The organism is Pseudomonas sp. LBUM1647, from assembly GCF_059716175.1.
Genome location: NZ_CP166809.1, coordinates 6,057,047 through 6,081,099, shown reverse-complemented (window position 1 = coordinate 6,081,099; position 24,053 = coordinate 6,057,047). Strand labels below are relative to the sequence as shown.

The following is a 24,053-nucleotide window of genomic DNA, read 5'->3' as shown; positions in this document are numbered from 1 at the left end:
TCGATTGCTCGACTTGGCTTTGTGCTTTAATCGCATGGTGAGTCCAATCCAAACTCTTCGAAAAGCTCATCGGTTGCAATCCAATCTCTTAATGTTCTAGTGATGTGGGTTTCGGTTAAAGTGACCCCTTCAAGCTTGCTTAAGTCATCTTGGATCAGCTTTGCTGCCTGATGTGCGTTTTGAGGTGTGTTTGTTTTCATTTTTTCTATTAGCAGTACTTTGGCTTTCTCTTTAGTGGCTTCGTATCTCGCTGCACTTGCCTTTCCTCCCTTTGAAGCAGTAATAGATCGGCTTTTAGATTTTTCTATTCTAAACTCAATAAGTTCTTCGGCTTCGAAACTGCCTGTGTACTTAAAGGCGGCGGCAATAAAAGACCATCCTGTTTCAGTTTCTCCTTCTTCTAGCATGATTTTTGCTGTTATAGTTAAAAATATAGAGCAATGGAATAGATAGTTGTAAGGGCTTTCTTTGCGGAAGAATTGTCCGCGCCATAGTTTTTCCAGCTTGTCTGGAGATGTATACTCTTTGTCTAGGTCGGCTCTGATTTCAGTCTCTAGCGCTTCTAGTGTTTGGGTAATGTCTGTGTGCCCTATCTTCATGCTGAGTATTGCTAGGTTTGTATTAATTGCGTCTGATAGGCCTCTGGTGGAGAGGCTTTTTATTGAGTTGTACATGAATCCTGTGTTTTCTTCAAAATCGGAATCAACTTCGGCTTCGTTTCCAAATATTATCTTTTTCATTTGTTTATCCGTTTTTTGAAGTGAGAAAGGATGCCCAGTCGTTCATTAGCAAGCGACGTTTATCGAGAAAGTCCGAGCGAGAGTACGCTCCTTCAGTCTGGTCGCGTTCGTCATGCGCCAGAGCCATCTCGCAAACCTCCCGTGGGTAGTGAGTACACTCACCGGCCCAGTCACGAAACGAGGATCGAAAGCCGTGCCGTGTTACATGTTCGTACTCCATGCCGTGCAGGAGCGTTCGTACTGCGTTGGCGTGCATGACCCCCGTCTTGCCCTGGCCTGGAAACAGAAAGGCGCTTCCCTCATCTTGTGGAATGCTCTTCACCAGCTTTACGACTTCTTCGGCAAGCGGAATTACGAAAGCTACTCGCATCTTCATTCGATCATCTGGCAGCGACCAAGTCCTAGCTTCTAGATCAAACTCATCCCAACGAGCGAACCTGACCATGTGGGCGCGTGCGCTGGTCATGATCAGCAGTTGAGCGGCCCATGATGGAGGTGTGGAGTTCGCCCTGAGCTTCATCATCAGCTCAGGCACTTCCTGCCAGCGCAAAGCTTCAAAGTGCTCACGCTTCCGAGCTTTCCTCTTTTCAGAGCGGCTCAACAGATTGTCTAAGTGCCCGCGCCAGCGAGCAGGGTTCTCACCTTGTCGCAGGTTGCGTGCCTTGGCTGCGTCCAGGACTTGTTCTATTTGCCCGCGCACCTCGTCAGCGGTTCTGGTCTTGGTGGCCCAAATGGGTTGCAGCACCTTCAGCACCTCGGGAGTGCCAATGTCTTCGGCTGACAGCTTGCCTATGTGATCAAACGCATACAGCTCCAGTTTCCGCAGCCACCCTTTACGCCACTTTTCCGACCACGCCGCGCCGTGAGCATCACGGTATTGCGTTGCGAGCGTCTCGAATTTTAATTGCTTGGCTTCACTTGCACGCTGGGCTTCCCGTTGAGCTGCACGCTCTACGTCTCTGGCTGCCAGGGGATCAATGCCATCGTTCAATTGACTGCGTTTGGCGCTGGCTGCTTGTCTGGCTTTCTTGAGGCTGACTTCAGGGAATGAGCCCAATCCCATCTCCCTACGACGCCCCCCCAATTGAAAGCGAAGTAGCCAGGATTTACGTCCGGTAGGTTTGACGACCAAACGGAGGCCATCACCATCTTCGTAAGTGCCAGGCTCGGTCAGGTTCTCGACTTGTTTCGGATTCAGTTTACTCATTGATTTCCCCTTACTGTCCTTTTGTCCCCCCATCTGTCCCCCCACTTCATCGTCGGATGAGGTCAAATGGCGTTGAACACCATCGGACAGGGGAATGCCTGAAACCCCCGGAATAGCTAAGCTATCAGGAAGATTCTTGGATGGGATAGGATTATTTTGGACAATTAAAAAGCCGGCTTGTGGCCGGCTTCTCGGGGACTGGCTTGGTTCATTTTTGGTAAACCGCGCCAGCCTTCAAAACGTACACCCGGATCTTGCGTCCGGCTGTGGGACTTGGCGAGAAAATCATCTGCCTTGTCGGTGCGATCTGAGCCGCGGGGCGGGTCGATGCGCAAATGTGGGGCGCAGCATACTGATTTTTTGGGGGAATTCCCAGCGTGGTGTGCGACCTAGAGCTATCCCGGGACTTGTAGCCGCTGGCGAAGCTGTGGCGAGGGGATTTAGCGAAGCGTCGCACCGCCCCGTCGGGCTGCGAAGCGGCCCCTGTTTTTCCAGCCACACCGCGTCCAATGAATTACGACGGCTTCGCCGCCGAACGGGGATAAATCCCCTCGCCACAGCTTCGCCAGCTGCTACACCGTTATGTGTTTACAGAAAAGGTATGGGTGGCCTGCGTTTGTTCAGGGTCGACCACCAGAACACCCATCCCAGAACCCTTATGTTTTGTTCTTCGATTTGCGGAGGTCTGAAGACTTCATCCGGGTATTCGGAGCTGTTGTGGCTGCGCATGCGAATCGCGTTGCCTGGTACCCGGCTCAGGTATTTGATGCGCAACATGCCGTCGTGCTCGATTGCGTAAATCTCTCCGTCGACAATTTGCGTGAGTCCGCGGTCGATGGCGACGATGGAGCTATCTTCAATTTTTTCGGCCATGCTGTTGCCAACCATGCGGGCGCAGATGGCATCGGCGTGGTTGATTTCCAGGGAGTCAAGATCGCTGCGCGGCAGGCGGATTGATTCGCTGGGGTCTTTGATGACATGGGTTTTGTCGGAGCCGGGGGCAGTGGCCGCTTCTTTGTAAAAGGGTAGTTCGATATCGACGGGGTCGATGACCCGATAGGTGCCCCGGATTGACTGGGCGTCGAAGGTGTTGCCGGAGGCGTCGATCAGATGCAATTCCCTGGCGTCTTGCGGTCCTTCGCCGGTTTTCAGCCATTCAGTGTTCACGGACAGTCTTCTGGCGACATCTTCCATGCGGTAGTCAGGAACTCCGCGGGTATACCAGTTATGGACAGTTTGAGGGTCGGAAATACCCAGGAATTCGGCAAATCTCGTTGTCGTGATTTGTAGCTCTTTCAGGAGCACTCTGAATCGTGGGCCGCAGGATTTGTTCTTTTTCATAAACACGAGTCTAGCCGTGCGGCATAAGGCTTTGATTCAACAAAACGTTCAAATCTGGCGTGAAATTTAAGTCCTGATGTAAGACGTCTTTTGTAAAAATTAAACAAGAAAAAACCGGTTTGCCCGCCAGTTAAATGTGCTGTTGAACATGATATTCAAACGCCCACAAAAAACCCCGGATCAACCGGGGTTCTTCGTTATAGCCGCTCGTGAGAGCCGGCTATCAGCCTTTATAGGCAGCAACCGACTTCATGATCTCTGTGCGAGCGGCTTCTGCGTCGCCCCAACCTTCGATCTTCACCCATTTGCCTTTTTCGAGATCTTTGTAGTTCTCGAAGAAGTGCTTGATCTGTTCCAGCAGCAGCGGTGGCAGATCGGTGTATTCCTTCACGTCGACGTACAGCTGGGACAGCTTGTCGTGTGGGACTGCGATGACTTTGGCATCGCCGCCGCCGTCGTCGGTCATGTGCAGGATGCCGACCGGACGGGCGCGGATGACCGAACCTGGAGTAACCGGGTAAGGGGTCACGACCAGCACGTCGAGGGGGTCACCGTCGTCAGCCAGGGTGTTCGGGATGAAACCGTAGTTGGCCGGGTAGAACATCGGGGTGGCCATGAAACGGTCAACGAACAGGCAATCGCTGTCTTTGTCGATTTCGTATTTGATCGGGGCGTGGTTGGCCGGAATCTCGATCGCGACGTAGATGTCGTTCGGCAGGTCTTTGCCAGCCGGAATCTTGCTGTAGCTCATTGGGCGGTGCCCCCGTTAGTTGACCAAAAACACTTGGCCGGATTGACCAAAAAGTGGCGGCGATTATAGGCATATTCCGCCGCCGATGCCACGATCCAAGGGTCGTAGAGACCTTAGTCGCGTGCCTGATAGACCGGGTCTTCGGCCAGAAGTTGCCGCAGCCGGGCCAGAGGGTCCTGACGATAAAACAGCTTCAGTTGCTCATAGACCTGAGGATACGCCTCGTGCAGTAAATCCGGGGCACTGAAGAAGTATTCGCTGGTGACCGCGAAGAACTCGGCGGGGTTTTCCGCAGCGTACGGGTCGATGGCGGTGTCAGCGTCGGGATTGCGGTCCAGTTGCCGATCAAGGTCGTCGTAGGCCTCTTGCATGACCTTGGCCCAGTCGCTGACCCGCATGTCGGCGTGCAGCGGCGGCAGGCCGTTGGCGTCGCCGTTGAGCATGTCGAGTTTATGCGCGAGTTCATGGATCACAAGGTTGTAGCCTTCCCAGCCACCACTGGCCATCACGCCGGGCCACGCGAGGATGATCGGGCCTTGCTGCCAGGCTTCGCCGCTGTGTTCGCCGTCCCATTCGTGCTCGACGCCGCTGGCGTCGCGATGGCGTTGGGGGCTGAGAAAGTCGTCGGGATAGAGGACGATCTCGTGGAAACCCTGATACCAGTTCAGATCGCCCAGGTGCAGCAGCGGCAATTGCGCCTGGGCGGCAAGCAGCAGGCGTTGCTCCTGGAGGAGTTCGACGCCGGGCAGGGCGGTCAGGTGTTTGTCCTGGAGGAACAGCACGCTGGCTTCGCGCAGCCACTGGTCTTCGGCGGCGCTGATGCCATCGAGAAAACTCAAGTGATGACGCACCCGCTGCCACATGTCGTCGGCAATCGGATGCTTGGCCAGGATGCGCCGGCGACGCCAGGCGCTAAGGGACCACATGGTGAATCAGCGCGATTGGGTTTTGGACGCGGCGTTGCCGAAGCGGCTGCGGATGATGCCGATGATCATCGGTACCAACGACAGCAGGATGATGCCCACGACCAGCAGCGACAGGTTTTGCTTGATGAACGGTACGTTGCCGAAGAAGTAACCGAGGGTCACCAGGCCACCCACCCACAGGATGGTGCCGAGGATGCTGAAAGCAAAGAACCGCGGATACGGCATTTTCGCCACGCCGGCGACGAACGGTGCAAAGGTGCGGATGATTGGCAGGAAGCGCGCCAGGGTTACGGTTTTGCCGCCGTGTTTGTCGTAGAAGTCGTGGGTTTGCTGCAGGTAGTCGCGGCGGAAGATTTTCGAGTTCGGGTTGCTGAACAAACGCTCACCCGCCGTTCGTCCGATCACATAGTTGGTGCTGTCGCCAAGGATCGCCGCCAGCATCAGCAGTCCGCCCAGCAGCACCGGGTCCATGCCGCCACCGGCCGCAACGGCACCCGCGATGAACAGCAGGGAATCGCCCGGCAGGAACGGCATCACCACCAGACCGGTTTCGCAGAAGATCACCAGGAACAGAATGGCGTAAATCCATGGCCCGTAGTTGTTTACCAGCAAATCGAGGTAAACATCGAGATGCAGGATAAGGTCGAGCGGGTTGAAATCCATGGAGAGCACCTGAGGTGACGGCCCGACTCGGCAGGCCTGTGCGGATGACTTCGCGAAAGGCTACAGACGGGTGTAGTTTTTCTTACAAGCCGGAAAGGTCGGCATTATACGGGCTGAGAGGTGAAAAGCGCGTGGAGTTTGTAGCGGGGGATGTCGACAGGATCAACGGTTGGTGTGGACCACTGTGGGAGCGGGCTTGCTCGCGAAGGCGGACGGACATTCACCATTGATGTCGACTGACAGTCCGCCTTCGCGAGCAAGCCCGCTCCCACAGGTATTGATGCGGATCAGAGCTCGTCGCTGATCGGCAACACGTAGTTCTTGAACTCGGTGTCTTCCTTGAATCCGATGGATTCGTAGGTTTTCTGCGCGACTTCGTTGTTGCTGCTGGTGGAAACGCGCATGCGTACAGCGTTGGTTTCCTTGGCCATTTTCTTTGCGGTGCGGATGAGGTTGTCGGCCACCAGCTGGCGGCGGGCCTCTTCGGCGACGTAGATGTCGTTGAGGATCCACACGCGCTTCAGCGAAAGGGACGAAAAGCTCGGATACAACTGACAGAAACCCATCAGTTTGTTGCTGTCGTCATCGGCCAGGGCCAGGTAGATCACCGACTCCTTGCGACGCAGGCGCTTTTCAAGGAACGCCCGGGACGAGTCCGGATAAGCCAGGGAGCCATAAAACTCGCGATATTTGACGAACAACGGGGTCAACAGGTCCAGGTGTTCGAGGGTCGCTTGAATAATCCGCATGGTAGGTCTCGTCTTCAAGTGGCTGTCTTCACGTACTGTGACGGCGAACGGTTCTCACTCGGGCAGCCGTGTTTCGATCCTGCCTGAAACTGAATCAGAAATGCAATGCGGAAACGGTTCAGGCATCCGGCAGACTCAGTAGGAAATTACCTTTCATGTCCGCTCCTGCGTCCGACTCCAGTGTCAGAACCTGGGCTTCGTCCTTCAGATTGACCCCTGACAACTGCCGTCGGCAGGCTTCGCGCATCAAATACAGCAAACGGTGTGCCGCCATGCCGTAACTCAGGCCTTCGAGTCGGACGTTGGAGATGCAGTTGCGATAGGCATCCGTCAGCCCGACCTTTGGATTGTAGGTGAAATACAGCCCCAGGCTGTCCGGGGAACTGAGGCCAGGGCGCTCGCCGATCAGGATTACCACCATTTTCGCACCCAGCAGTTCGCCGATCTCGTCGGCTACGGCGACCCGACCCTGTTCCACCAGAATGACCGGTGAGACGGACCAGCCGTCACTCACAATCTGATCTTCCATCCGCGCCAGAAACGGCAGGGTATGGCGATGAACAGCCAGCGCCGACAACCCATCGGCAACGACAATTGCCAGATCGACACCGCCGGGATTGGCCAATGCGTAATCGCGCAGTGTCTGAGCCGACTCATCACTCAGCTTTCGCCCCAAATCGGGGCGTTGCAAATAACTGTTCCGGTCCGTAGCGGCGCTGTGTAGCAGCAAACTGGCCCGCCCGCGCTCAGCCAGTTGTGAGCTGAGCCCCGCATGGTCGAACGGCAAGTGCACCGCATCCCGTGCCTGAGCGTGGGCGTACTGGAAATCCAGCTGCGCGCTGGTCGGCATGCTGGTGCCGGTTCTACCCAAGGCGATCCGCGCCGGTGTCAGGCGGCGCAGTTCCAGCAACGGGTTCTCTGGATCAGCAGGTGGTTTGTCCATTTCAACACTCATCCCAGTTGCCCCATCGCTTGGCGGAAAGCCGGCGGCAGGCTGTCGCCGAAGTGAATCTTGCCGTCTGCCTGGGTGAAAATGCCCATTCTCGCCAGCCATTGTTCGAATTCCGGCGCAGGTTTCAGGCCCAGCGTCTGACGGGCGTAAAGCGCGTCGTGGAACGAAGTGGTCTGGTAGTTGAGCATGATGTCGTCGGAGCCGGGGATGCCCATGATGAAGTTGATCCCGGCCACGCCCAACAGGGTCAGCAGGGTGTCCATATCGTCCTGGTCGGCTTCGGCGTGGTTGGTGTAACAGATGTCACAACCCATGGGCACGCCCAGGAGCTTGCCGCAGAAGTGGTCTTCGAGGCCGGCGCGAATGATCTGTTTACCGTTGTAGAGGTATTCCGGGCCGATGAATCCTACAACGGTGTTCACCAGGAACGGTTTGAAATGTCGCGCAACGGCGTAGGCGCGGGTTTCGCAGGTCTGTTGATCGATGCCGTGGTGGGCGTTGGCTGACAGGGCGCTGCCTTGGCCGGTTTCGAAATACATCAGATTCTGCCCCAACGTGCCGCGATTCAGGCTCAATCCGGCGTCGTAACCTTCCTGCAACACGTTCAGGTTGATACCAAAACTGGCGTTCGCCGCTTCGGTGCCGGCGATCGACTGAAACACCAGGTCCAGCGGAACACCGCGATTTATGGCCTCGATGGACGTGGTGACATGAGTCAGCACGCAGGCCTGGGTCGGAATCTCATAGCGCTGGATGATCGCGTCGAGCATTTCCAGCATGGCGCAGATTGAGGCGATGCTGTCGGTGGCCGGGTTGATGCCGATCATCGCGTCGCCGTTACCGTACAGCAGGCCGTCGAGAATGCTCGCGGCGATACCGGCCGGTTCGTCGGTGGGGTGGTTGGGTTGCAGGCGGGTGGATAGCCGACCGCGCAGGCCCATCGTGCCGCGGAACTGGGTGACCACGCGGATTTTCTGCGCTACCAGCACCAGATCCTGCACGCGCATGATCTTCGACACGGCGGCGGCCATTTCCGGGGTCAGGCCTGGCGCGAGGGCGCGCAGGCTCTGTTCGTCAGCGGCATCGCTGAGTAGCCAGTCGCGAAAGCCGCCGACGGTGAGGTGGCTGACGGCGGCGAATGCTTGTTTGTCGTGAGTGTCGATGATCAGTCGGGTGACTTCATCGGTCTCGTAAGGAATGAGTACTTCTTGCAGGAAGTGGCTGAGCGGGATGTTGGCGAGGGTCATCTGCGCGGCCACACGCTCGCCATCGTTGAGGGCGGCGACGCCGGCCAGAAAGTCCCCGGAACGCGCCGGACTGGCCTTGGCCATGACGTCCTTGAGACTCTCGAAGCGATAGGTCTGGGCGCCGACTGAATGGGCAAATGCAGCCATGGGACGGGGTCCTCCTGATTCTGTAGATAACTCAAACACACCACCGAACCTGTGTAGGAGCTGCCGAAGGCTGCGATCTTTTGATCTTTAATAGGCAAGATAAAAAGATCGCAGCCTTCGGCAGCTCCTACAGGGGTTCGGTGTGCACTTCAATATGGCAGGCGCCGGGAATCAGCCCGGCGCCGGTGCAACTCAGACGCCTTCGAGCATCGCATCCGCCGGCGCATCGAAGCGCTGCTTGGCGGTCAATTGGAAATACAAGTAACCGACAGCCATAAACCCGAGGAACACACACCCGATCAGAGTGTTGAACCAGGCCATCGCCACCAGGCACACCACTGCCAGAAACAGCGCAATTCCCGGCACGATCGGATAACCCGGCGCGCGGAAGGTGCGTTCAAGGTTGGGCTCGGTTTTACGCAGTTTGAACAGGCTCAGCATACTGATGATGTACATCACGATGGCGCCGAATACCGACATGGTGATCATTGCTGCCGTCAGGGTCATGCCTTGCAGGTTGACCAGGCCGTCGCTGTAGATCGCCGCGATGCCGATCACGCCGCCGGCCAGGATCGCCCGGTGCGGAGTCTGGAAGCGCGAGAGCTTGGCCAGGCCGCGAGGCAGGTAACCGGCCCGGGCCAGCGCAAAGAACTGCCGCGAGTAGCCAAGAATGATGCCGTGGAAACTCGCCACCAGACCGAACAGGCCGATCCACACCAGCATGTGCATCCAGGTCGAATTGTTGCCGACCACGGCTTTCATTGCCTGAGGCAACGGATCGTTGATGTTCGACAGTTGACGCCAGTCGCCAACGCCGCCCGCCATCACCATCACGCCGATGGCCAGGAACACCAGGGTCAGAATGCCACTGACATAAGCCCTGGGAATTGTGCGTTTCGGGTCCTTGGCTTCTTCAGCCGCCATCGCCGCGCCTTCAATCGCAAGGAAAAACCAGATCGCGAAGGGGATCGCCGCAAAGATGCCGGGAATCGAGCCCATGGTGAACTCGTTGGCGCCCGACCAGCCGTTAAGCGCGAAATTACTGAAGCTGAAGCCCGGCGCAACGACGCCCATGAACACCAGCAACTCGGCGACTGCCAGCACGGTGACCACCAGTTCGAAGGTGGCGGCGATGCTGACGCCGAGGATATTCAAGCCCATGAACACGAAATAGGCGCCAACGGCGGCGATCTTGGGGTCTAGTTCCGGGTATTGCACGTTGAGGTAGGCGCCAATGGCCATGGCAATCGCCGGGGGCGCAAAGACGAACTCAATCAGGGTGGCGATGCCGGCGATCAGTCCGCCTTTCTCACCAAAGGCTCGCCGGCTGTAGGCAAACGGCCCGCCGGCGTGGGGAATCGCGGTAGTCAATTCGGTGAAGCTGAAGATGAAACAGGTGTACATCGTCGCCACCATCAGTGCGGTGACGAGGAAACCCAGGGTCCCTGCGGTGCCCCAGCCGTAACTCCAGCCGAAATACTCGCCGGAAATCACCAGACCGACGGCAATGCCCCATAAATGCAGGGTGCCGAGTGTGGGTTTGAGCTGTGTAGTAGAAGTCATAAGTCCTCGCTGTCTTTTTTATTTTTTGATTTGTTGGACTTTCGTGTACGACATTTTCGTGTAAAGCGGGCACGCAAAGCCCGTGCCAGAGCGGCAAGTCGATGTCTGTGTGTCATTGAGGGCGCCTTCGCGAGCAGGCTCGCTCCCACAGGGGGAGCGCGGTGCAAATGTGGGAGCGAGCCTGCTCGCGATGGCCATCTGAAGGGCGACACAGGATTACCTGTATCGCCCCCTGTTTTTAGAAGAAGCCCAACGGGTTGATGTCGTAGCTCACCAGCAGGTTTTTGGTTTGCTGATAGTGATCGAGCATCATCTTGTGGGTTTCACGACCGACGCCGGATTTTTTGTAACCGCCGAACGCGGCATGCGCCGGGTACAGGTGGTAGCAGTTGGTCCAAACGCGACCGGCCTTGATGGCGCGGCCCATGCGATAGGCGCGGTTGATGTCGCGGGTCCAGAGGCCGGCACCCAGGCCGAACTCGGTGTCGTTGGCGATGGCCAGGGCTTCGGCTTCGTCCTTGAAGGTGGTGATGCTCACCACCGGGCCAAAGATTTCTTCCTGGAACACACGCATTTTGTTGGTGCCCTTGAGCAGGGTCGGCTGGATGTAATACCCGGTCGCCAGATTGCCCTCGAGTTTTTCGATCTTGCCTCCGGTCAGCAACTCGGCGCCTTCGCCCTTGGCGATTTCCAGGTACGAAAGGATTTTGTCGAATTGCTGCTCGGACGCCTGGGCGCCGACCATGGTGTCGGTGTCCAGCGGGTCGCCACGTTTGATCGACAGGACTTTTTTCATCACGACTTTCATGAAGTCGTCGTAGATCGACTCTTGCACCAAGGCGCGGGAAGGGCAGGTGCAGACTTCGCCCTGGTTGAAGAACGCCAGCACCAGGCCTTCGGCGGCTTTTTCGATGAAGGTTTCTTCGGCTTGCATGATGTCGGCGAAGAAGATGTTCGGCGACTTGCCACCCAGCTCCACGGTGGACGGAATGATGTTTTCGGCGGCGCATTTCATGATGTGCGAGCCGACCGGGGTCGAGCCGGTGAAGGCGATCTTGGCAATGCGTTTGCTGGTGGCCAGCGCTTCGCCGGCTTCTTTGCCGAAGCCTTGCACGACGTTCAGCACGCCCGGCGGCAGCAGGTCGCCGATCAGCTCCATCAGCACGGTAATGCCCAGTGGCGTTTGCTCGGCAGGCTTGAGCACCACGCAGTTACCGGCGGCCAGGGCCGGGGCGAGTTTCCACGCGGCCATCAGGATCGGGAAGTTCCACGGAATGATCTGCCCGACCACGCCCAGCGGTTCATGGATGTGATAGGCCACGGTGTTGCCGTCGATCTCGGCAGCGCTGCCTTCCTGGGCGCGGATGCAACCGGCGAAGTAACGGAAATGGTCCGCCGCCAGCGGGATGTCGGCGTTGAGGGTTTCACGCACGGCTTTGCCGTTGTCCCAGGATTCGGTGATTGCCAGGACTTCGAGGTTCTGTTCGATGCGGTCGGCGATTTTCAGCAGCACCAGCGAGCGAGCCTGGACGGACGTGGCGCCCCAGGCATCGGCGGCTGCGTGGGCAGCGTCCAGGGCTTTGTCGATGTCTTCGGCCGTGGAGCGTGGGAATTCGGCAATGGGTTGGCCATTCACTGGCGAGGTATTGGTGAAGTACTGACCTTTAACAGGCGCGACGAACTCGCCGCCGATGTAGTTACCGTATTTGCTCTTGAACGAAACGATAGCGCCTTCAGTACCGGGGTGAGCGTAACGCATGATGTTTTCTCCTTGGCTTTTGTACTTATAAGAGATGCGCATGTGCGCTTGTTATAAGCGTAGAGCAAAGGCCGGGCCACCGCCTTGCAGGTCAGGCAAATCAAGGCCTTACGCAGTTTTTGTCGGACCGACGGACGCTGCCTGTGACGCTTTCGGTACGGTCGTCGTGACACTTTGTACCGTCTTCGGCACAACCTGTGACCGGGCGGTCTTGCCAGCATTGCAAAGCATGGATGGCTGGAGGATGCTCGGTGCCTGTGATGGACCGTAGGAGCTGCCGAAGGCTGCGATCTTTTGATCTCGAACCATCAAAGTCAAAAGATCGCAGCCTTCGGCAGCTCCTACAGGGCCGTGTACACCTTTCGGGGAGAACAATAAGAAATGCACGACAACCATTTGAGTCGCCATGCCCAGCAGGTCCTGACCGTCACTCAGGGAAAATCCCACCTGCACGGCCCCGGTAGCGATCCGTCGATAGCCCGTTCCTGGCTGCGCTGTCTTGAGGATTATCACCTCGACCCGGCCCTGACCATGGCGCCGACGGTGCTGGAACATGGCCGCGTCCTGGAAAGCCGCGAGCGCTTGCAGCAGGTGCTGCACATCGCCGGCAGCGAAATGACCAGCCTTCATCAGCAACTCTCCGGCGCCGGCCACGCGGTCCTGCTGACCGACGCCCGCGGCGTGATCCTCAATTGCGTCACCGCGCCTGCCGAGCGGAAGATTTTCGAGCGCGCCGGCCTCTGGCTCGGTGCTGACTGGAGTGAAGCCTGCGAAGGCACCAACGGTATAGGCACCTGTCTGGTGGAGCGTCAGTCACTGACCATCCATCAGGACGAGCATTTTCGCGGCCGTCACACCGGCCTGACCTGCTCGGCGAGCCCGGTGTTCGACCCGCATGGCGAACTGCTGGCGGTGCTCGACGTGTCCTCGGCGCGTCACGAGGTCTCGCGTCAGAGCCAATTCCACACCATGGCCCTGGTCAATCTTTCGGCGAAGATGATCGAGAGCTGCTATTTCCTGCGCTATTTCGACAATCAGTGGTTGCTGCGTTTTCACCTTCAGGCCGAATCCGTCGGGCTGTTCAGCGAAGGATTGCTGGCGTTTGACGGGGAAGGGCGGATCAGCGCGGTCAACCAGAGTGCGCTGAACCTGCTGGGGCATATTCGCGGTGGGTTGCTGGGCAAACCGGTGGAGGCGTTTTTCGATTGCTCGCTGGATGAGTTGCTCGGCCGCGCCAGCGTCAATGCCAGCGCCAGTTGGCCGTTGCGCACGCGCGACGGGCGGAGTCTGTTTGCGGTGTTGCGCGGGCAGCCACGCAGCATTCCGGTGCCGGTGGTGCAAAGTGCAGTGATCGCCGAACCTTCGCGCTTATCGGGCATTTGTCTGGGCGACACGGGGTTGCAGGAAGACTTCCGCAAATCCTTGCGCGTGTTCGAGCGGGACGTACCGCTACTGATCAACGGCGAAACCGGATCCGGCAAAGAAGCGTTTGCCAAAGCCGTTCATCAGGCCAGCCAGCGAGCAGAAAAAGCCTTCGTCGCCCTCAACTGCGCAGCCATCCCCGAAAGCCTGATCGAGAGCGAACTGTTTGGCTATCGCGGTGGCAGCTTTACCGGTGCGCGTAAGGAAGGCATGCGCGGCAAGTTGCAGCAGGCCGATGGCGGGACCTTGTTCCTCGATGAAATCGGCGACATGCCCCTGGCTTTGCAGACCCGGCTATTAAGGGTGCTGGAAGATCGTCAGGTGGTGCCGATCGGCGGCGAGCCGGAATCGGTCAATGTGCGGATCATCAGCGCCACTCACCGTAATTTGCTGGAACGGGTGCAGGATGGCAGCTTCCGCGAGGATTTGTATTACCGGCTCAACGGGCTGGAAGTTGCACTGCCGGCGCTGCGTGATCGCAGTGATAAGTCTCAGTTGCTCGACTTTTTACTGGCCGAAGAGGCGGGCGGGGAAACCGTATTGATCGACGGTCCGGCACGCCAGGCGTTGCTGGCCTTCGCCTGGCCGGGGAACGTGCGGCAGTTGCGCAATGTGCTGCGCACGTTAGCGGCGTTGTGTGAGGAAGGGCGTATCGGGCTGGAAGATTTGCCGGCGATGATTCGACAGGCCAGGCCAGCGGTTGTCTTGGCGGTTGAGGAACCTTCCGAGCATCCGCTGGATGATGCCGAGCGGCTGGCGTTGCTGAATGCGCTTGAACAGACGCGTTGGCATATGACTCACACCGCTGAACAGCTGGGTGTTAGTCGCAATACCCTCTATAGAAAACTGCGTAAACACGGGATTGAGCGGTAGTCAGTAAGATCCGCCCTCACCCTAACCCTCTCCCAGAGGGAGAGGGGACTGTCCGAGGTGTTCTTGGAGGTACATCGACCTGAAATAACAAGTCGAACTCAGGATTTGAAAACAACAACGATCGGGCCCCTTTCCCCTTCTCCCCTTGGGGAGAGGGCTGGGGTGAGGGGTGGATTCAGAGTCAGACCCACATCCCTGATATCACCCCCAAACCACCCCATCACCTAAAGAGTGCGAATTTTCCCACCCTAAGCTAACCTGCGGCCATGTTTTACGAGGTCGACTAATGCACATTCATATTCTTGGTATCTGCGGCACTTTCATGGGTTCGATGGCGGTTCTGGCCAAAGAGCTGGGCCATCACGTGACGGGCTCCGATGCCAACGTCTATCCGCCGATGAGCACTCAGCTTGAGGCTCAGGGCATTGAGTTGACCCAAGGCTACGACCCGGCGCAGCTCGATCCGGCACCGGATCTGGTCGTGATCGGCAATGCCATGTCCCGCGGCAACCCGGCTGTCGAATACGTGCTGAACAAAGGCCTGCCCTACGTTTCCGGCCCGCAATGGCTGGCGGATCACGTGCTGCAAGGTCGCTGGGTGCTGGCCGTCGCCGGTACCCACGGCAAAACCACCACCAGCAGCATGCTCGCCTGGGTGCTGGAACACGCGGGCATGAGCCCAGGTTTCCTGATCGGCGGCGTGCCGCAAAACTTCTCGGTGTCCGCTCGCTTGGGTGACACACCGTTCTTCGTGATCGAAGCCGACGAGTACGACAGCGCGTTCTTCGACAAGCGCTCCAAGTTCGTTCACTACCGCCCACGTACGGCGATCCTGAACAACCTTGAATACGATCACGCCGACATCTTCCCCGATCTGCCGGCCATCGAGCGGCAATTCCACCATTTGGTGCGGACCATTCCGAGCGAAGGCCTGGTGATTCATCCGACCACCGAGCCTGCGTTGCAACGTGTGATCGAGATGGGCTGCTGGACCCCAGTGCAAACCACCGGTGCCGGCGGTCAGTGGCAGGTCAAACTGCTCAGCGAAGACGGCTCTAAATTTGAAGTGATGTTCGAAGGTGTTGCCCAAGGCGTGGTCGAGTGGGACATGACCGGCCAACACAACGTCGCCAACGCGCTGGCCACGTTGGCTGCGGCGCGCCACGTCGGTGTTGTGCCGTCCATGGGCATCGCTGCTCTGAGCGCATTCAAAAGCGTCAAGCGCCGGATGGAGAAAGTCGCGGAGGTCCGTGGCATTACCATCTATGACGACTTCGCTCACCATCCGACGGCTATTGCGACGACCCTCGACGGCCTTCGCAAGCGCATCGGCGATGCACCGTTGATTGCGATCATCGAGCCGCGCTCCAACTCCATGAAACTCGGTGCTCACCGCGACGGCTTGCCGGAAAGCGTGGTCGATGCCGATCAGGTGATCTGGTATGCGCCGGCCAACCTCGGTTGGGATCTGGGGGCTACTGCTGCGTTGTGCACGGTGCCGTCGATCGTCAGCGATTCGCTGGAAGGCATCATCGATCGCGTGAAGAGCCAGGCCCAGCCCGGCACTCACGTGGTGATCATGAGCAACGGCGGCTTCGGCGGCCTGCACGGCAAACTCGCCGAGGCGCTGCAATGAACAACGGCCCGGAACGCATCACGCTGGCGATGACCGGTGCTTCGGGCGCCCAATATGGTTTGCGCCTGCTTGACTGCCTGATTCGTGAAGACCGCGAGGTGCACTTCATGATCTCCAAGGCTGCGCAACTGGTGATGGCCACCGAGACTGACGTTTCGTTACCACCGAAACCCCAGATGATGCAGGCCTTCCTTACCGAATACACCGGCGCTGCCGCCGGACAGATTCGGGTGTATGGCAAGGAAGACTGGATGTCGCCGGTGGCCTCGGGCTCCGGCGCGCCAGCGGCGATGGTGGTGGTGCCGTGTTCCACCGGGACCTTGTCGGCCATCGCGATGGGAGCCTGCAACAACCTGATCGAACGTGCCGCCGACGTCACCTTGAAGGAGCGCCGTCAGCTGATTCTGGTGCCGCGTGAGGCGCCGTATTCGAGCATTCATCTGGAGAACATGCTCAAGTTGTCGAACATGGGCGTGACGATTTTGCCGGCGTCGCCCGGTTTCTATCATCAGCCGCAAACCATCGACGACTTGATCGATTTCGTCGTGGCGCGAATTCTCAATCTGCTGAACATTCCCCAGGACATGCTGCCGCGTTGGGGCGAACACCATCTGACCAGCGATGAATAAGCTGCTGGCGGTAGTGCTGGCGCTGCAATTGGCTGGCTGCGCCACGGCGCGAACGCTTGATGCCGCCAAGCCAGGGGCGCCAGTGGTGTATTCGGGGACACGTCTGGATTTGTATGCCATGAACGGCGGCTGCTGCGCCATGGACCGCTTCGGCGCCGAAGCGCCGAGCTACCCCGGCGTCGACCTGCCGGCCAGTGCGTTGCTTGACACGCTGCTGTTGCCGCTGTCGGTGCTCACGGTGATCGGGGTCAGTTTTCAGGCGACGGGCGGATTGTAAAAAGCAAAAGATCGCAGCCTTCGGCAGCTCCTACAGTGGAATGTGTACTCCTGTAGGAGCTGCCGAAGGCTGCGATCTTTTGATTTTACTTGCCTAACTTGCGCAACTCATCCGACTCCACAATCCGCACCCCATCCTGCTCTTCCAGCGCCAGTCGCCACATGGCGCGGGCCAGTTGGCAGGCTTCGATGCCGCGGTATTTGCCGGGGATCAAACGGGACAACGGCCCAGCGAATTGCTCGGCCGGACGCGGCTCAAGGCGATCGCCCAGCAGCAGCGAAGGGCGGCAAATGGTCAGTTGCGGCCAGTCCTGTGCGCGCAATGCATATTCCATCTCGCCTTTGACCCGGTTGTAGAAAACAGAAGACCTGCGATCGGCCCCCAGGGCACTGATCACGATCAGGTGCCGTGCGCCCATCTCCCGTGCACGTTTGGCGAACGCCACCACCATGTCCAGGTCCACCGCGCGAAACGCCTTTTCCGAGCCGGCTTGCTTGATTGTGGTGCCCAGGCAGCAGTAGGCGATGTCGACGCGACCATTCAATTGCGGCAGAAACACCGCAGGGTCGCCGACCGGGTTTTCCAGATGGGGATGCTCGGCCAGTGGCCGGCGTGAGGGTGCCAATACCCGTGAAATCGTTGGCTCATTGAGCAGACGGTCAAGAAGATGTTCACCGGTCAAACCGGTAGCTCCGGCAAGCAGTACGTGCTGAGGCGTCAAGTACATAGTGTTTCCCCCTTGATACTATTCAGCTTAGTTGCTCTTTGCATCCTTGCTGCTGATAGAGACACTTTGTAGTGCTTTTCGTGCCTGCTGTTTGCGTAACAGCTGCCAGTGAGAGAGAACGGTTTTCGGCGCCCAGATCTGCGGTTCAGAGGCTTCGAAGCTGTCCGCCAGTTCACGTTCGGCGACGGTAGCCCTGGCCAGTTTGAAGGCTTGCTCCAGGTCGTCGGTCTGGTTCAGTGCCTGGGCGAACAGCGCATCGCCGAAGTAGGTGAAGTTGGCTTCTTCCGAGCAGCCGAAGGACACGCGGTCAGCGCGCGAGGCGGTCATGATCAGGGTGCGTTCATCCTTGAGAGCCGGAATGAAGCCACCGGAGTAGCAGGACGAAATCACGATGATCTTGTCGCGGTTTTTCAGCGGTGAGAGAACCGCGGCGAGTTCGTCGGCCGGCAGATCGGACAGTTCCATGCGCGGCTGGTCGAGCACCAGTTCGTGTTCGCTGGTGCCGTGGCTGGTCATGTAGATGAAAATCAAGTCTTCCGGGCCACTGCGTTCGGCCAGGGTGGCGGCGGCGCGGCGCAGGTTTTCCCGGGTGGCCATCGGCCGGTCGACGAGGTGGTCGCGATGGTTCACCAGGCGGATCTGGCCAAACGCACCAAAGCGGCTGCTGAGCATGTTGCTGACGTAATCGGATTCGCGCAGGAACACGCTTTGCTTGCCGTCACCGCCGAGTGTCAGGGTGTACAACTCGACCGCCGGGGTTGAAGCCGGCACGTTGGACAGTGCATCGTCGAGCAAACGACCCTGTGCCAGCAAACCGAGTTCCAGGCTGTCGGGCAGCAGCTTGCCATCGGCATCGCGAACACGCTGGCCATTGATCCACGTACCGCTTTGCACCGTGCCGTCAGTCAGCACCAGGGTGCCGTGCCCCGAGTAACTGTCACCGTCGAATTGACCAATGTAGAAGCTGCCGTCTGACAGGTTCAATCGACCTTGGCCGGTGAAGCGCCAGTCGCTGAACTGGCCGATGTAATGGCTGCCGTCGGCGCCGATCAACTCGCCCTTGCCGTTCAGCGATCCTTCCTTGAATTGACCGAGCCAGACATCACCGTCGGCGTTCTCGTAGCGGCCCTTGCCGTGCAGTTGGTTGTTCTTGAAGCCCCCGATATAGATATCGCCATCGGCGCTGTTGAACGTCCCGTTGCCTTCGAGCTGACCGTCGACGAAATGCCCGGTGAACTGATTGCCGCTGGCGTCGCCCCGTTGGCCTTCGCCGTTGGGTTTGCCGTGGGCGAACTGGCCCTGATACGAGCTGCCGTCTTCGAGTTCGAGACGACCGAGCCCTGAATATTGATCGGCCTTGAATTCACCGCGGTAGGTCATACCGTTTTCTTTGAGGGTGCCTTCGCCGTCCCGTCGACCGGCTTTGAAACTGCCGGTGAAGCTGCTGCCGCTGGTGGTCAGTGAGCCCTTGCCGTCGAACAGCCCTAGATTGAATCCCCCGCGATAGACTTCGCCGTTATTGCCGTGCCATTCGCCCTGGCCATGCCATTGGCCCTTGTCGAAATCGCCGGCGTACCAGCTGCCGTTCGGGTAATCGATACGGCCCTGGCCTTGCAGCAATCCGTTGACCAGTTCACCGCGATAGCGTCCGCCGTCCGGCAACCGGGCGTCGGGGGGCAACAGCGATTCGCCGTCGCCGCAAGCGGTGAGCAATAGGGTCAGAGCGAGGAGTGCAAGTGGGCGCATAGCGGGATCCGGGCAATTAGGCGACCGAGTATGCCGCAGCTGTTTGACCTTATATAGCCAGGAAACAGAAGAGGGCGCGAAACAGCGTGAGCTGCTTCGCATCCGGGATGGGTTACACGAAGCAGAGGGACAGTGGCTCGGCGATGTAGGCCGGTTTGTCCGAGCCTTCGATCTCAAGCGTGGCGGTGGCCTTGAGCAGCCATTGGCCGGGTTTCTTCTCGATGACTTCGTTCATGTCGACCTTGAGTCGTACCCTGGAATTGACCTTCACTGGCTGGATGAAACGCACGGTATCCAGGCCGTAGTTGACCACCATCTTCGCCCCTTCAGGGAGGATCAGGATGTCTTCCATCAGCTTGGGGATCAGCGACAGCGACAGGAAACCGTGTGCAATGGTGCTGCCAAATGGCGTTTGCGCGGCTTTGACCGGGTCGACGTGGATGAACTGATAGTCCCCTGTGGCTTCGGCGAACAGGTTGATGCGCTCCTGATCGATGGTGAGCCATTCGGAACGTCCGAGTTCCTTGCCGACATAATCTTTGAGCTCTGCAACTGGAACATAGGGCATTGAGACTCTCCTTGGGTTCATCGGTTTTATAGTTTTGAGGTGGGGGGATTTGACCTCCCGGATTACCACTTTAGATCAACATGGCAAATGGCTCCGGTCAACTGAACATGATTTTGGCGAATGCCGGTCTATAGCGTTGGCGTGCTTATAATGCTCGGCCCGCTTGTGCGGGATGATATTGGCGGGAGATGACGAATGTTGTTACGTGGCCTGACCTGGCTGGTGCTGTTCCAATTGCTGGGCACAGCCATCAACCACTTGTTTTTACCGGTGCTGCCGGGGCCGATTGTCGGCCTGCTGTTGCTGCTGGTGTTCCTGATCAGCCGCGGCCAGGTCGGCGAACCGCTGAACCTCGCGGCCAGCAGTCTGCTGCGTTACCTGCCGTTGTTGCTGGTGCCGCCCGCCGTGGGTGTGATGGTTTACGCCAAAGACATTGCCGCAGATTTCTGGGCCATCGTCGGCGCGCTGGTGTTGTCACTGTTGCTGTCCCTGGCCTTCGCTGGCGTGCTGATGCAGCGCATGGTCAAGCGTCACGCTCATCGTGAGGACAGCCAATGATCTTCGACTGGCACGGCGCCTGGACGTCGGTGATTCATCATCCGTTGTTCGGCATCGGTATTACGCTGGGGGCTTATCAGCTGGTGCTGGCGGCGTTCGAGAAAACCCGCTGGATCTTTCTGCAGCCGGTGCTGGTCTCGATGCTGCTGGTGATTGGCGTATTGGTGGGTTGCGGCCTGACCTATGCCGAGTACCGTAAGAGCACCGAGATCCTCAGCATCCTGCTCGGGCCTGCGACCGTTGCGCTGGCTGTGCCGCTGTACCTCAATCTGCGACGCATTCGGCAGTTGTTCTGGCCGATATTTACTACGCTGGTGATAGGTGGCGTCGTCGCCACCGGCATGGGCGTATTGCTGGGCTGGTCGTTTGGTGCCGAACACATGATCCTGATGACCATGGCGCCGAAGTCGGTGACGTCGCCGATTGCCATGCTGGTGGCAGAGCAGATCGGTGGCGTTGCGGCGCTGGCGGCGGTGTTCGTGTTGATTACTGGGGTGATCGGGGCGATCTTCGGGCCGAGTCTTTTGACCAGGCTGGGTGTGCACAGCCCTGAGGCGCGCGGTATGGCACTGGGCATGACGGCACACGCGGTAGGCACTGCGGTGGCGATGCAGGAAAATGAAGAATGCGGCGCCTTCGCGGCGCTGGCGATGAGTCTGATGGGCGTGGCCACGGCAGTTTTCCTGCCGTTGGCGGTGTCGATGGTGGTGTAAGGAAATGTCTATGAGCTTGCCGCTTTTTCCGCTGAATACGGTGTTGTTTCCTGGCTGCATCCTCGATTTGCAGATATTCGAGGCGCGCTACCTGGACATGATCAGTCGCTGCATGAAACAGGGCGGCGGCTTCGGCGTGGTGTGCATCCTCGACGGCGAAGAAGTCGGCATCGCCCCGGCGGGCTACGCGCTGGTCGGATGCGAGGCGCTGATTACCGATTTCAAACAGCAGGACAATGGCTTGCTGGGCATTCGGGTGCAGGGCGGACGGCGTTTCCACGTGTTGCGCACCGAGATTCAGCGCGATCAGCTGACCGTCGCCGAGGTCGAGTGGCTGGAGGACGAACCTGAGCAACCGCTGCAGGACGAGGACGCCGACCTGGTTGCACTGCTCAAAGCCCTGGCCGAACACCCGATGGTCGAAGCGTTGAACATGGGCACCGAAGCGACCGGGCAACAGTCGTTGGCCAATCAGTTGGCGTATCTGTTGCCGTTTGCCGAAGTGGACAAGATCGACCTGCTGCAACTCGATGATCCGCAGCAGCGACTGGATGCGATTCAGGCGCTGCTGGATGAGTTGCAGGGTGAGTTGTTTGCCTGACACCCGCTAAAAGATCGCAGCCTGCGGCAGCTCCTACAGGTGTACGCCTTACCTATGTAGGAGCTGCCGCAGGCTGCGATCTTTTGATCTTTAGTAGGCATACCGCAACATCGCATGCGGTAAGTGCCGCAACGCAAAAAAACCGAACAGCGCTACCATCGCCGGAAGCACCAGCCACCAGACCTTCGGTGGCATGGCGTTTAGCGGCGCCGGGCGCTGATTCAGCCACAAACTCGCGGCACACACGCACGCTGCCAGCATCGCGCCGGCCAGCACATCCGTTGGCCAGTGCGCGCCCAAGTACACCCGCGACAGGGCAATCGCCAGCGCGGGCAAGCAACCCAATAGCAGCCAGGTCAGGCGCATCCGCGGTGGTTGTCCGCGGCCGGCCAGCACGGCCAGCGTCAGAAACAGCGCAAAAGAGCCCGAGGCATGGCCGCTGGGCATGCTGTAGCTGGTCAGCGGATCGCTCAACACTTCCGGGCGTACGCGGGCGAAAAAGTGTTTGGTCACAGTGTTGCCCAGCGCGGTGCACAGCAGGGTGCTACCGGCGAAAATCGCCTGGCGCCATTGCCGGGTGAGCAGCAGCAAACCCGTCAGCAGGGCGCTGAGCAACAGCATGTTACGAAACTCGCCAATCAGCGTGAACGTCACCGCCACTTCATCGAGCAGTGGGCTGCGGTGCTCCTGCACCAGGGTCATCACGCCCTGATCGAGGGCGGTCAGGTGCGGATAGCCGATAAACAGTCCGGCCAAAATCAGGAAGCTCATTCCGGTAATCAGCACCGTCGCTTTGCGATGACGGCGCAGACTGCTGGTGGCGCTCAAGCCCACCATGACGACGATGCTGCCAGCGACGATGCCGGCCTCGGGCCAGAAGCCCTCTGGCAACGGCAGGCGAATCGCCGCTCCAGTGGCCCAGCCGGGCAGCAAATACGCGACGCTCCAACCAGCGGCAGCCAGCAGACTGACGGCGGCGAAGCGCGGGAAGGGCATGTCGAACATCCCGGCGACCATCGGCAACATCGGCCGAAGCGGGCCGATAAAACGCCCGACTAACAGGCTGGCGATGCCGTAACGCTGGAAATACGCCTCGGCCCCGGCGATCCATTCCGGATGATGGCGCAACCCTGGCAGGCGCCGGATGTTCTGATGGAAATGTCGCCCGAGGAAGTACGAAATGATGTCGCCCAGCACGCCGCCGAGGAACCCCAGCAACAGCGTTTCGCCCAGCGACAGCGCACCGCTGCCGGCCAGTACCGCCACGGCAAACAGAAGCACCGTGCCGGGCACGATCAGCCCGGCAATCGCCAGGCATTCCACACAGGCCACTATGAACACCGCCGCAGCCAGCCATTGCGGGTTGACCGTCAACCAACCGGTCACGCTATCGAGCCATGGGCCCATAAAAACAACTCCCTCTTATTAGTTGACCCCCGGCGTAGGAGCTGCCGCAGGCTGCGATCTTTTGATCTTGATCCTTTAAGGGCAAAAGATCGCAGCCTGCGGCAGCTCCTACAGGGAACTGTGTTCACAGCAAAAAATAATCGCGACCTTCGATCTGCCCCCGTCGCAGCGGGTTGCGCGTGCAATACGGCGCGTAAGTCGCATCGACGAAACGGTACATCAAATGCTCATCGCGGCCGTGGGGAATGCCCAAACGCGTGGTTTGTATGATGTGAACAGGCGCGGGGCCGACATCTTCCACCAGCAGCACTTCATGGTCGAAGCGCTTGGCGTCCCAGACCGGCACCTTCAGGCCCAGCGCCTTGCAGAGCAAAGTTTGTCCGGCGCAAAGCTTTTGCGAGGGGCGAGGGCGACCCTGGGCGTCGGGATTGTTCAACAGCATCTGCGCCAGGCTCGCCGGCCCGCTCAAGTCATCGACCCACGGATAGGCGGATTTGATCAACACTGCATTGCCCGGACCCTGGGCGCTGAAGTTCAGGGAATCGCCGCCCCGGGCGTAGTACATATAGATGTGGCCGCCATCCAGAAACAAAGCCTTACGTTTTTCTGTGTAGCCGAGGGAGGCGTGGCTGCCTTTTTCTTCGAAGTAATAGGCTTCAGTCTCGATAATCCGGGCGCTGAGCCACAGGTCGCCGACCCGGTGACGAATGACTTTGCCGAGTAAATCCCGGGCCAGCGTTTGGGCGTCTCTGTCGAAAAATGCATCCGCGAGCCCCTTGGGCAGGCTCGTCGCGGACGTGCGAACAGTCAGGTTGGTCATGATGAACGGCGTTTATCAGGGCTGATTGAGT

23 protein-coding genes are annotated in these 24,053 nt (G+C 58.8%); 7 read left to right on the top strand and 16 right to left on the bottom strand.

What is annotated here, in order from left to right:
* Positions 1-26 precede the first annotated feature (26 nt).
* From ACA059_RS28105 to exaC, 11 genes are all read right to left on the bottom strand, one after another.
* Positions 27-740, bottom strand: a complete 714-nt coding sequence (locus tag ACA059_RS28105) for a hypothetical protein (protein WP_497631764.1) — start codon at positions 738-740, stop codon at positions 27-29.
* A gap of 4 nt (positions 741-744) precedes the next feature.
* On the bottom strand, positions 745-1,947 hold the full coding sequence (locus tag ACA059_RS28100; protein ID WP_497631763.1) for a tyrosine-type recombinase/integrase: 1,203 nt from the start codon (positions 1,945-1,947) through the stop codon (positions 745-747).
* 588 nt (positions 1,948-2,535) lie between these two features.
* On the bottom strand, positions 2,536-3,288 hold the full coding sequence (locus tag ACA059_RS28095) for a S24 family peptidase (protein WP_497631762.1): 753 nt from the start codon (positions 3,286-3,288) through the stop codon (positions 2,536-2,538).
* A gap of 223 nt (positions 3,289-3,511) precedes the next feature.
* Positions 3,512-4,039, bottom strand: coding sequence for an inorganic diphosphatase (ppa, locus tag ACA059_RS28090; protein WP_282379152.1), 528 nt, complete (start codon positions 4,037-4,039; stop codon positions 3,512-3,514).
* 113 nt (positions 4,040-4,152) lie between these two features.
* The gene (locus tag ACA059_RS28085) at positions 4,153-4,965 is read right to left on the bottom strand and encodes a M90 family metallopeptidase (RefSeq protein ID WP_497631761.1); all 813 of its coding nucleotides are present in this window, start codon (positions 4,963-4,965) and stop codon (positions 4,153-4,155) included.
* 6 nt (positions 4,966-4,971) lie between these two features.
* On the bottom strand, positions 4,972-5,628 hold the full coding sequence (locus ACA059_RS28080) for a DedA family protein (RefSeq protein WP_497631760.1): 657 nt from the start codon (positions 5,626-5,628) through the stop codon (positions 4,972-4,974).
* 287 nt (positions 5,629-5,915) lie between these two features.
* Positions 5,916-6,377, bottom strand: a complete 462-nt coding sequence (locus tag ACA059_RS28075) for a GNAT family N-acetyltransferase (protein ID WP_095130795.1) — start codon at positions 6,375-6,377, stop codon at positions 5,916-5,918.
* 118 nt (positions 6,378-6,495) lie between these two features.
* Entirely contained in the window at positions 6,496-7,320 is an 825-nt protein-coding gene (eutC, locus tag ACA059_RS28070) for an ethanolamine ammonia-lyase subunit EutC (protein WP_497631759.1), read from the bottom strand.
* An 8-nt stretch (positions 7,321-7,328) separates the two neighbouring features.
* Complete coding sequence (locus tag ACA059_RS28065; protein ID WP_497631758.1) at positions 7,329-8,723, bottom strand: ethanolamine ammonia-lyase subunit EutB; 1,395 nt, start codon at positions 8,721-8,723, stop codon at positions 7,329-7,331.
* Between the two features lie 192 nt (positions 8,724-8,915).
* On the bottom strand, positions 8,916-10,286 hold the full coding sequence (gene eat, locus ACA059_RS28060) for an ethanolamine permease (protein ID WP_497631757.1): 1,371 nt from the start codon (positions 10,284-10,286) through the stop codon (positions 8,916-8,918).
* A gap of 238 nt (positions 10,287-10,524) precedes the next feature.
* Positions 10,525-12,045, bottom strand: coding sequence for an acetaldehyde dehydrogenase ExaC (gene exaC / locus ACA059_RS28055; protein ID WP_497631756.1), 1,521 nt, complete (start codon positions 12,043-12,045; stop codon positions 10,525-10,527).
* A 381-nt stretch (positions 12,046-12,426) separates the two neighbouring features.
* On the opposite strand from exaC, the gene ACA059_RS28050 reads away from it, so the two are divergent.
* The 4 genes from ACA059_RS28050 to ACA059_RS28035 all read left to right on the top strand — a co-directional run bounded on the left by ACA059_RS28050 (position 12,427) and on the right by ACA059_RS28035 (position 16,882).
* Entirely contained in the window at positions 12,427-14,340 is a 1,914-nt protein-coding gene (locus ACA059_RS28050) for a sigma-54-dependent Fis family transcriptional regulator (protein ID WP_497631755.1), read from the top strand.
* Positions 14,341-14,626: 286 nt separating this feature from the next.
* Positions 14,627-15,976 (top strand): UDP-N-acetylmuramate:L-alanyl-gamma-D-glutamyl-meso-diaminopimelate ligase, encoded by a 1,350-nt coding sequence (mpl, locus tag ACA059_RS28045; protein WP_497631754.1) that lies wholly within the window; start codon positions 14,627-14,629, stop codon positions 15,974-15,976.
* Positions 15,973-16,605 carry a flavin prenyltransferase UbiX gene (gene ubiX, locus ACA059_RS28040; RefSeq protein WP_497631753.1) on the top strand — a complete coding sequence of 211 codons (633 nt, stop codon included), beginning with the start codon at positions 15,973-15,975 and terminating at the stop codon, positions 16,603-16,605. The genes mpl and ubiX overlap by 4 nt, the downstream gene beginning before the upstream one ends.
* The gene (locus tag ACA059_RS28035) at positions 16,598-16,882 is read left to right on the top strand and encodes a YceK/YidQ family lipoprotein (RefSeq protein WP_497631752.1); all 285 of its coding nucleotides are present in this window, start codon (positions 16,598-16,600) and stop codon (positions 16,880-16,882) included. Before ubiX ends, ACA059_RS28035 begins: the two co-directional genes overlap by 8 nt.
* 85 nt (positions 16,883-16,967) lie before the next feature.
* On the opposite strand, the gene ACA059_RS28030 is transcribed toward ACA059_RS28035, so the two are convergent.
* From ACA059_RS28030 to ACA059_RS28020, 3 genes are all read right to left on the bottom strand, one after another.
* Entirely contained in the window at positions 16,968-17,609 is a 642-nt protein-coding gene (locus tag ACA059_RS28030; RefSeq protein ID WP_497631751.1) for an oxidoreductase, read from the bottom strand.
* A 27-nt stretch (positions 17,610-17,636) separates the two neighbouring features.
* Positions 17,637-19,355, bottom strand: a complete 1,719-nt coding sequence (locus ACA059_RS28025; protein WP_497631750.1) for a C13 family peptidase — start codon at positions 19,353-19,355, stop codon at positions 17,637-17,639.
* A gap of 112 nt (positions 19,356-19,467) precedes the next feature.
* Positions 19,468-19,923 (bottom strand): MaoC family dehydratase, encoded by a 456-nt coding sequence (locus tag ACA059_RS28020; protein ID WP_123367685.1) that lies wholly within the window; start codon positions 19,921-19,923, stop codon positions 19,468-19,470.
* A 195-nt stretch (positions 19,924-20,118) separates the two neighbouring features.
* Between ACA059_RS28020 and ACA059_RS28015 the strand changes: the two genes are divergently transcribed.
* From ACA059_RS28015 to ACA059_RS28005, 3 genes are read left to right on the top strand one after another with little or no spacing between them, the layout of a single operon-like run.
* Positions 20,119-20,481 carry a CidA/LrgA family protein gene (locus ACA059_RS28015; RefSeq protein ID WP_095130776.1) on the top strand — a complete coding sequence of 121 codons (363 nt, stop codon included), beginning with the start codon at positions 20,119-20,121 and terminating at the stop codon, positions 20,479-20,481.
* Entirely contained in the window at positions 20,478-21,194 is a 717-nt protein-coding gene (locus tag ACA059_RS28010; RefSeq protein WP_056744547.1) for an LrgB family protein, read from the top strand. The genes ACA059_RS28015 and ACA059_RS28010 overlap by 4 nt, the downstream gene beginning before the upstream one ends.
* A 10-nt stretch (positions 21,195-21,204) precedes the next feature.
* The gene (locus ACA059_RS28005; RefSeq protein ID WP_008152802.1) at positions 21,205-21,795 is read left to right on the top strand and encodes an LON peptidase substrate-binding domain-containing protein; all 591 of its coding nucleotides are present in this window, start codon (positions 21,205-21,207) and stop codon (positions 21,793-21,795) included.
* Between the two features lie 90 nt (positions 21,796-21,885).
* Here ACA059_RS28005 and ACA059_RS28000 read toward each other — a convergent pair whose 3' ends face one another.
* Together ACA059_RS28000 and ACA059_RS27995 are read right to left on the bottom strand one after the other, a co-directional pair.
* On the bottom strand, positions 21,886-23,202 hold the full coding sequence (locus ACA059_RS28000; protein WP_497631749.1) for a bifunctional DedA family/phosphatase PAP2 family protein: 1,317 nt from the start codon (positions 23,200-23,202) through the stop codon (positions 21,886-21,888).
* 124 nt (positions 23,203-23,326) lie between these two features.
* The gene (locus tag ACA059_RS27995) at positions 23,327-24,022 is read right to left on the bottom strand and encodes a DNA-3-methyladenine glycosylase (protein WP_497631748.1); all 696 of its coding nucleotides are present in this window, start codon (positions 24,020-24,022) and stop codon (positions 23,327-23,329) included.
* Positions 24,023-24,053 lie beyond the last annotated feature (31 nt).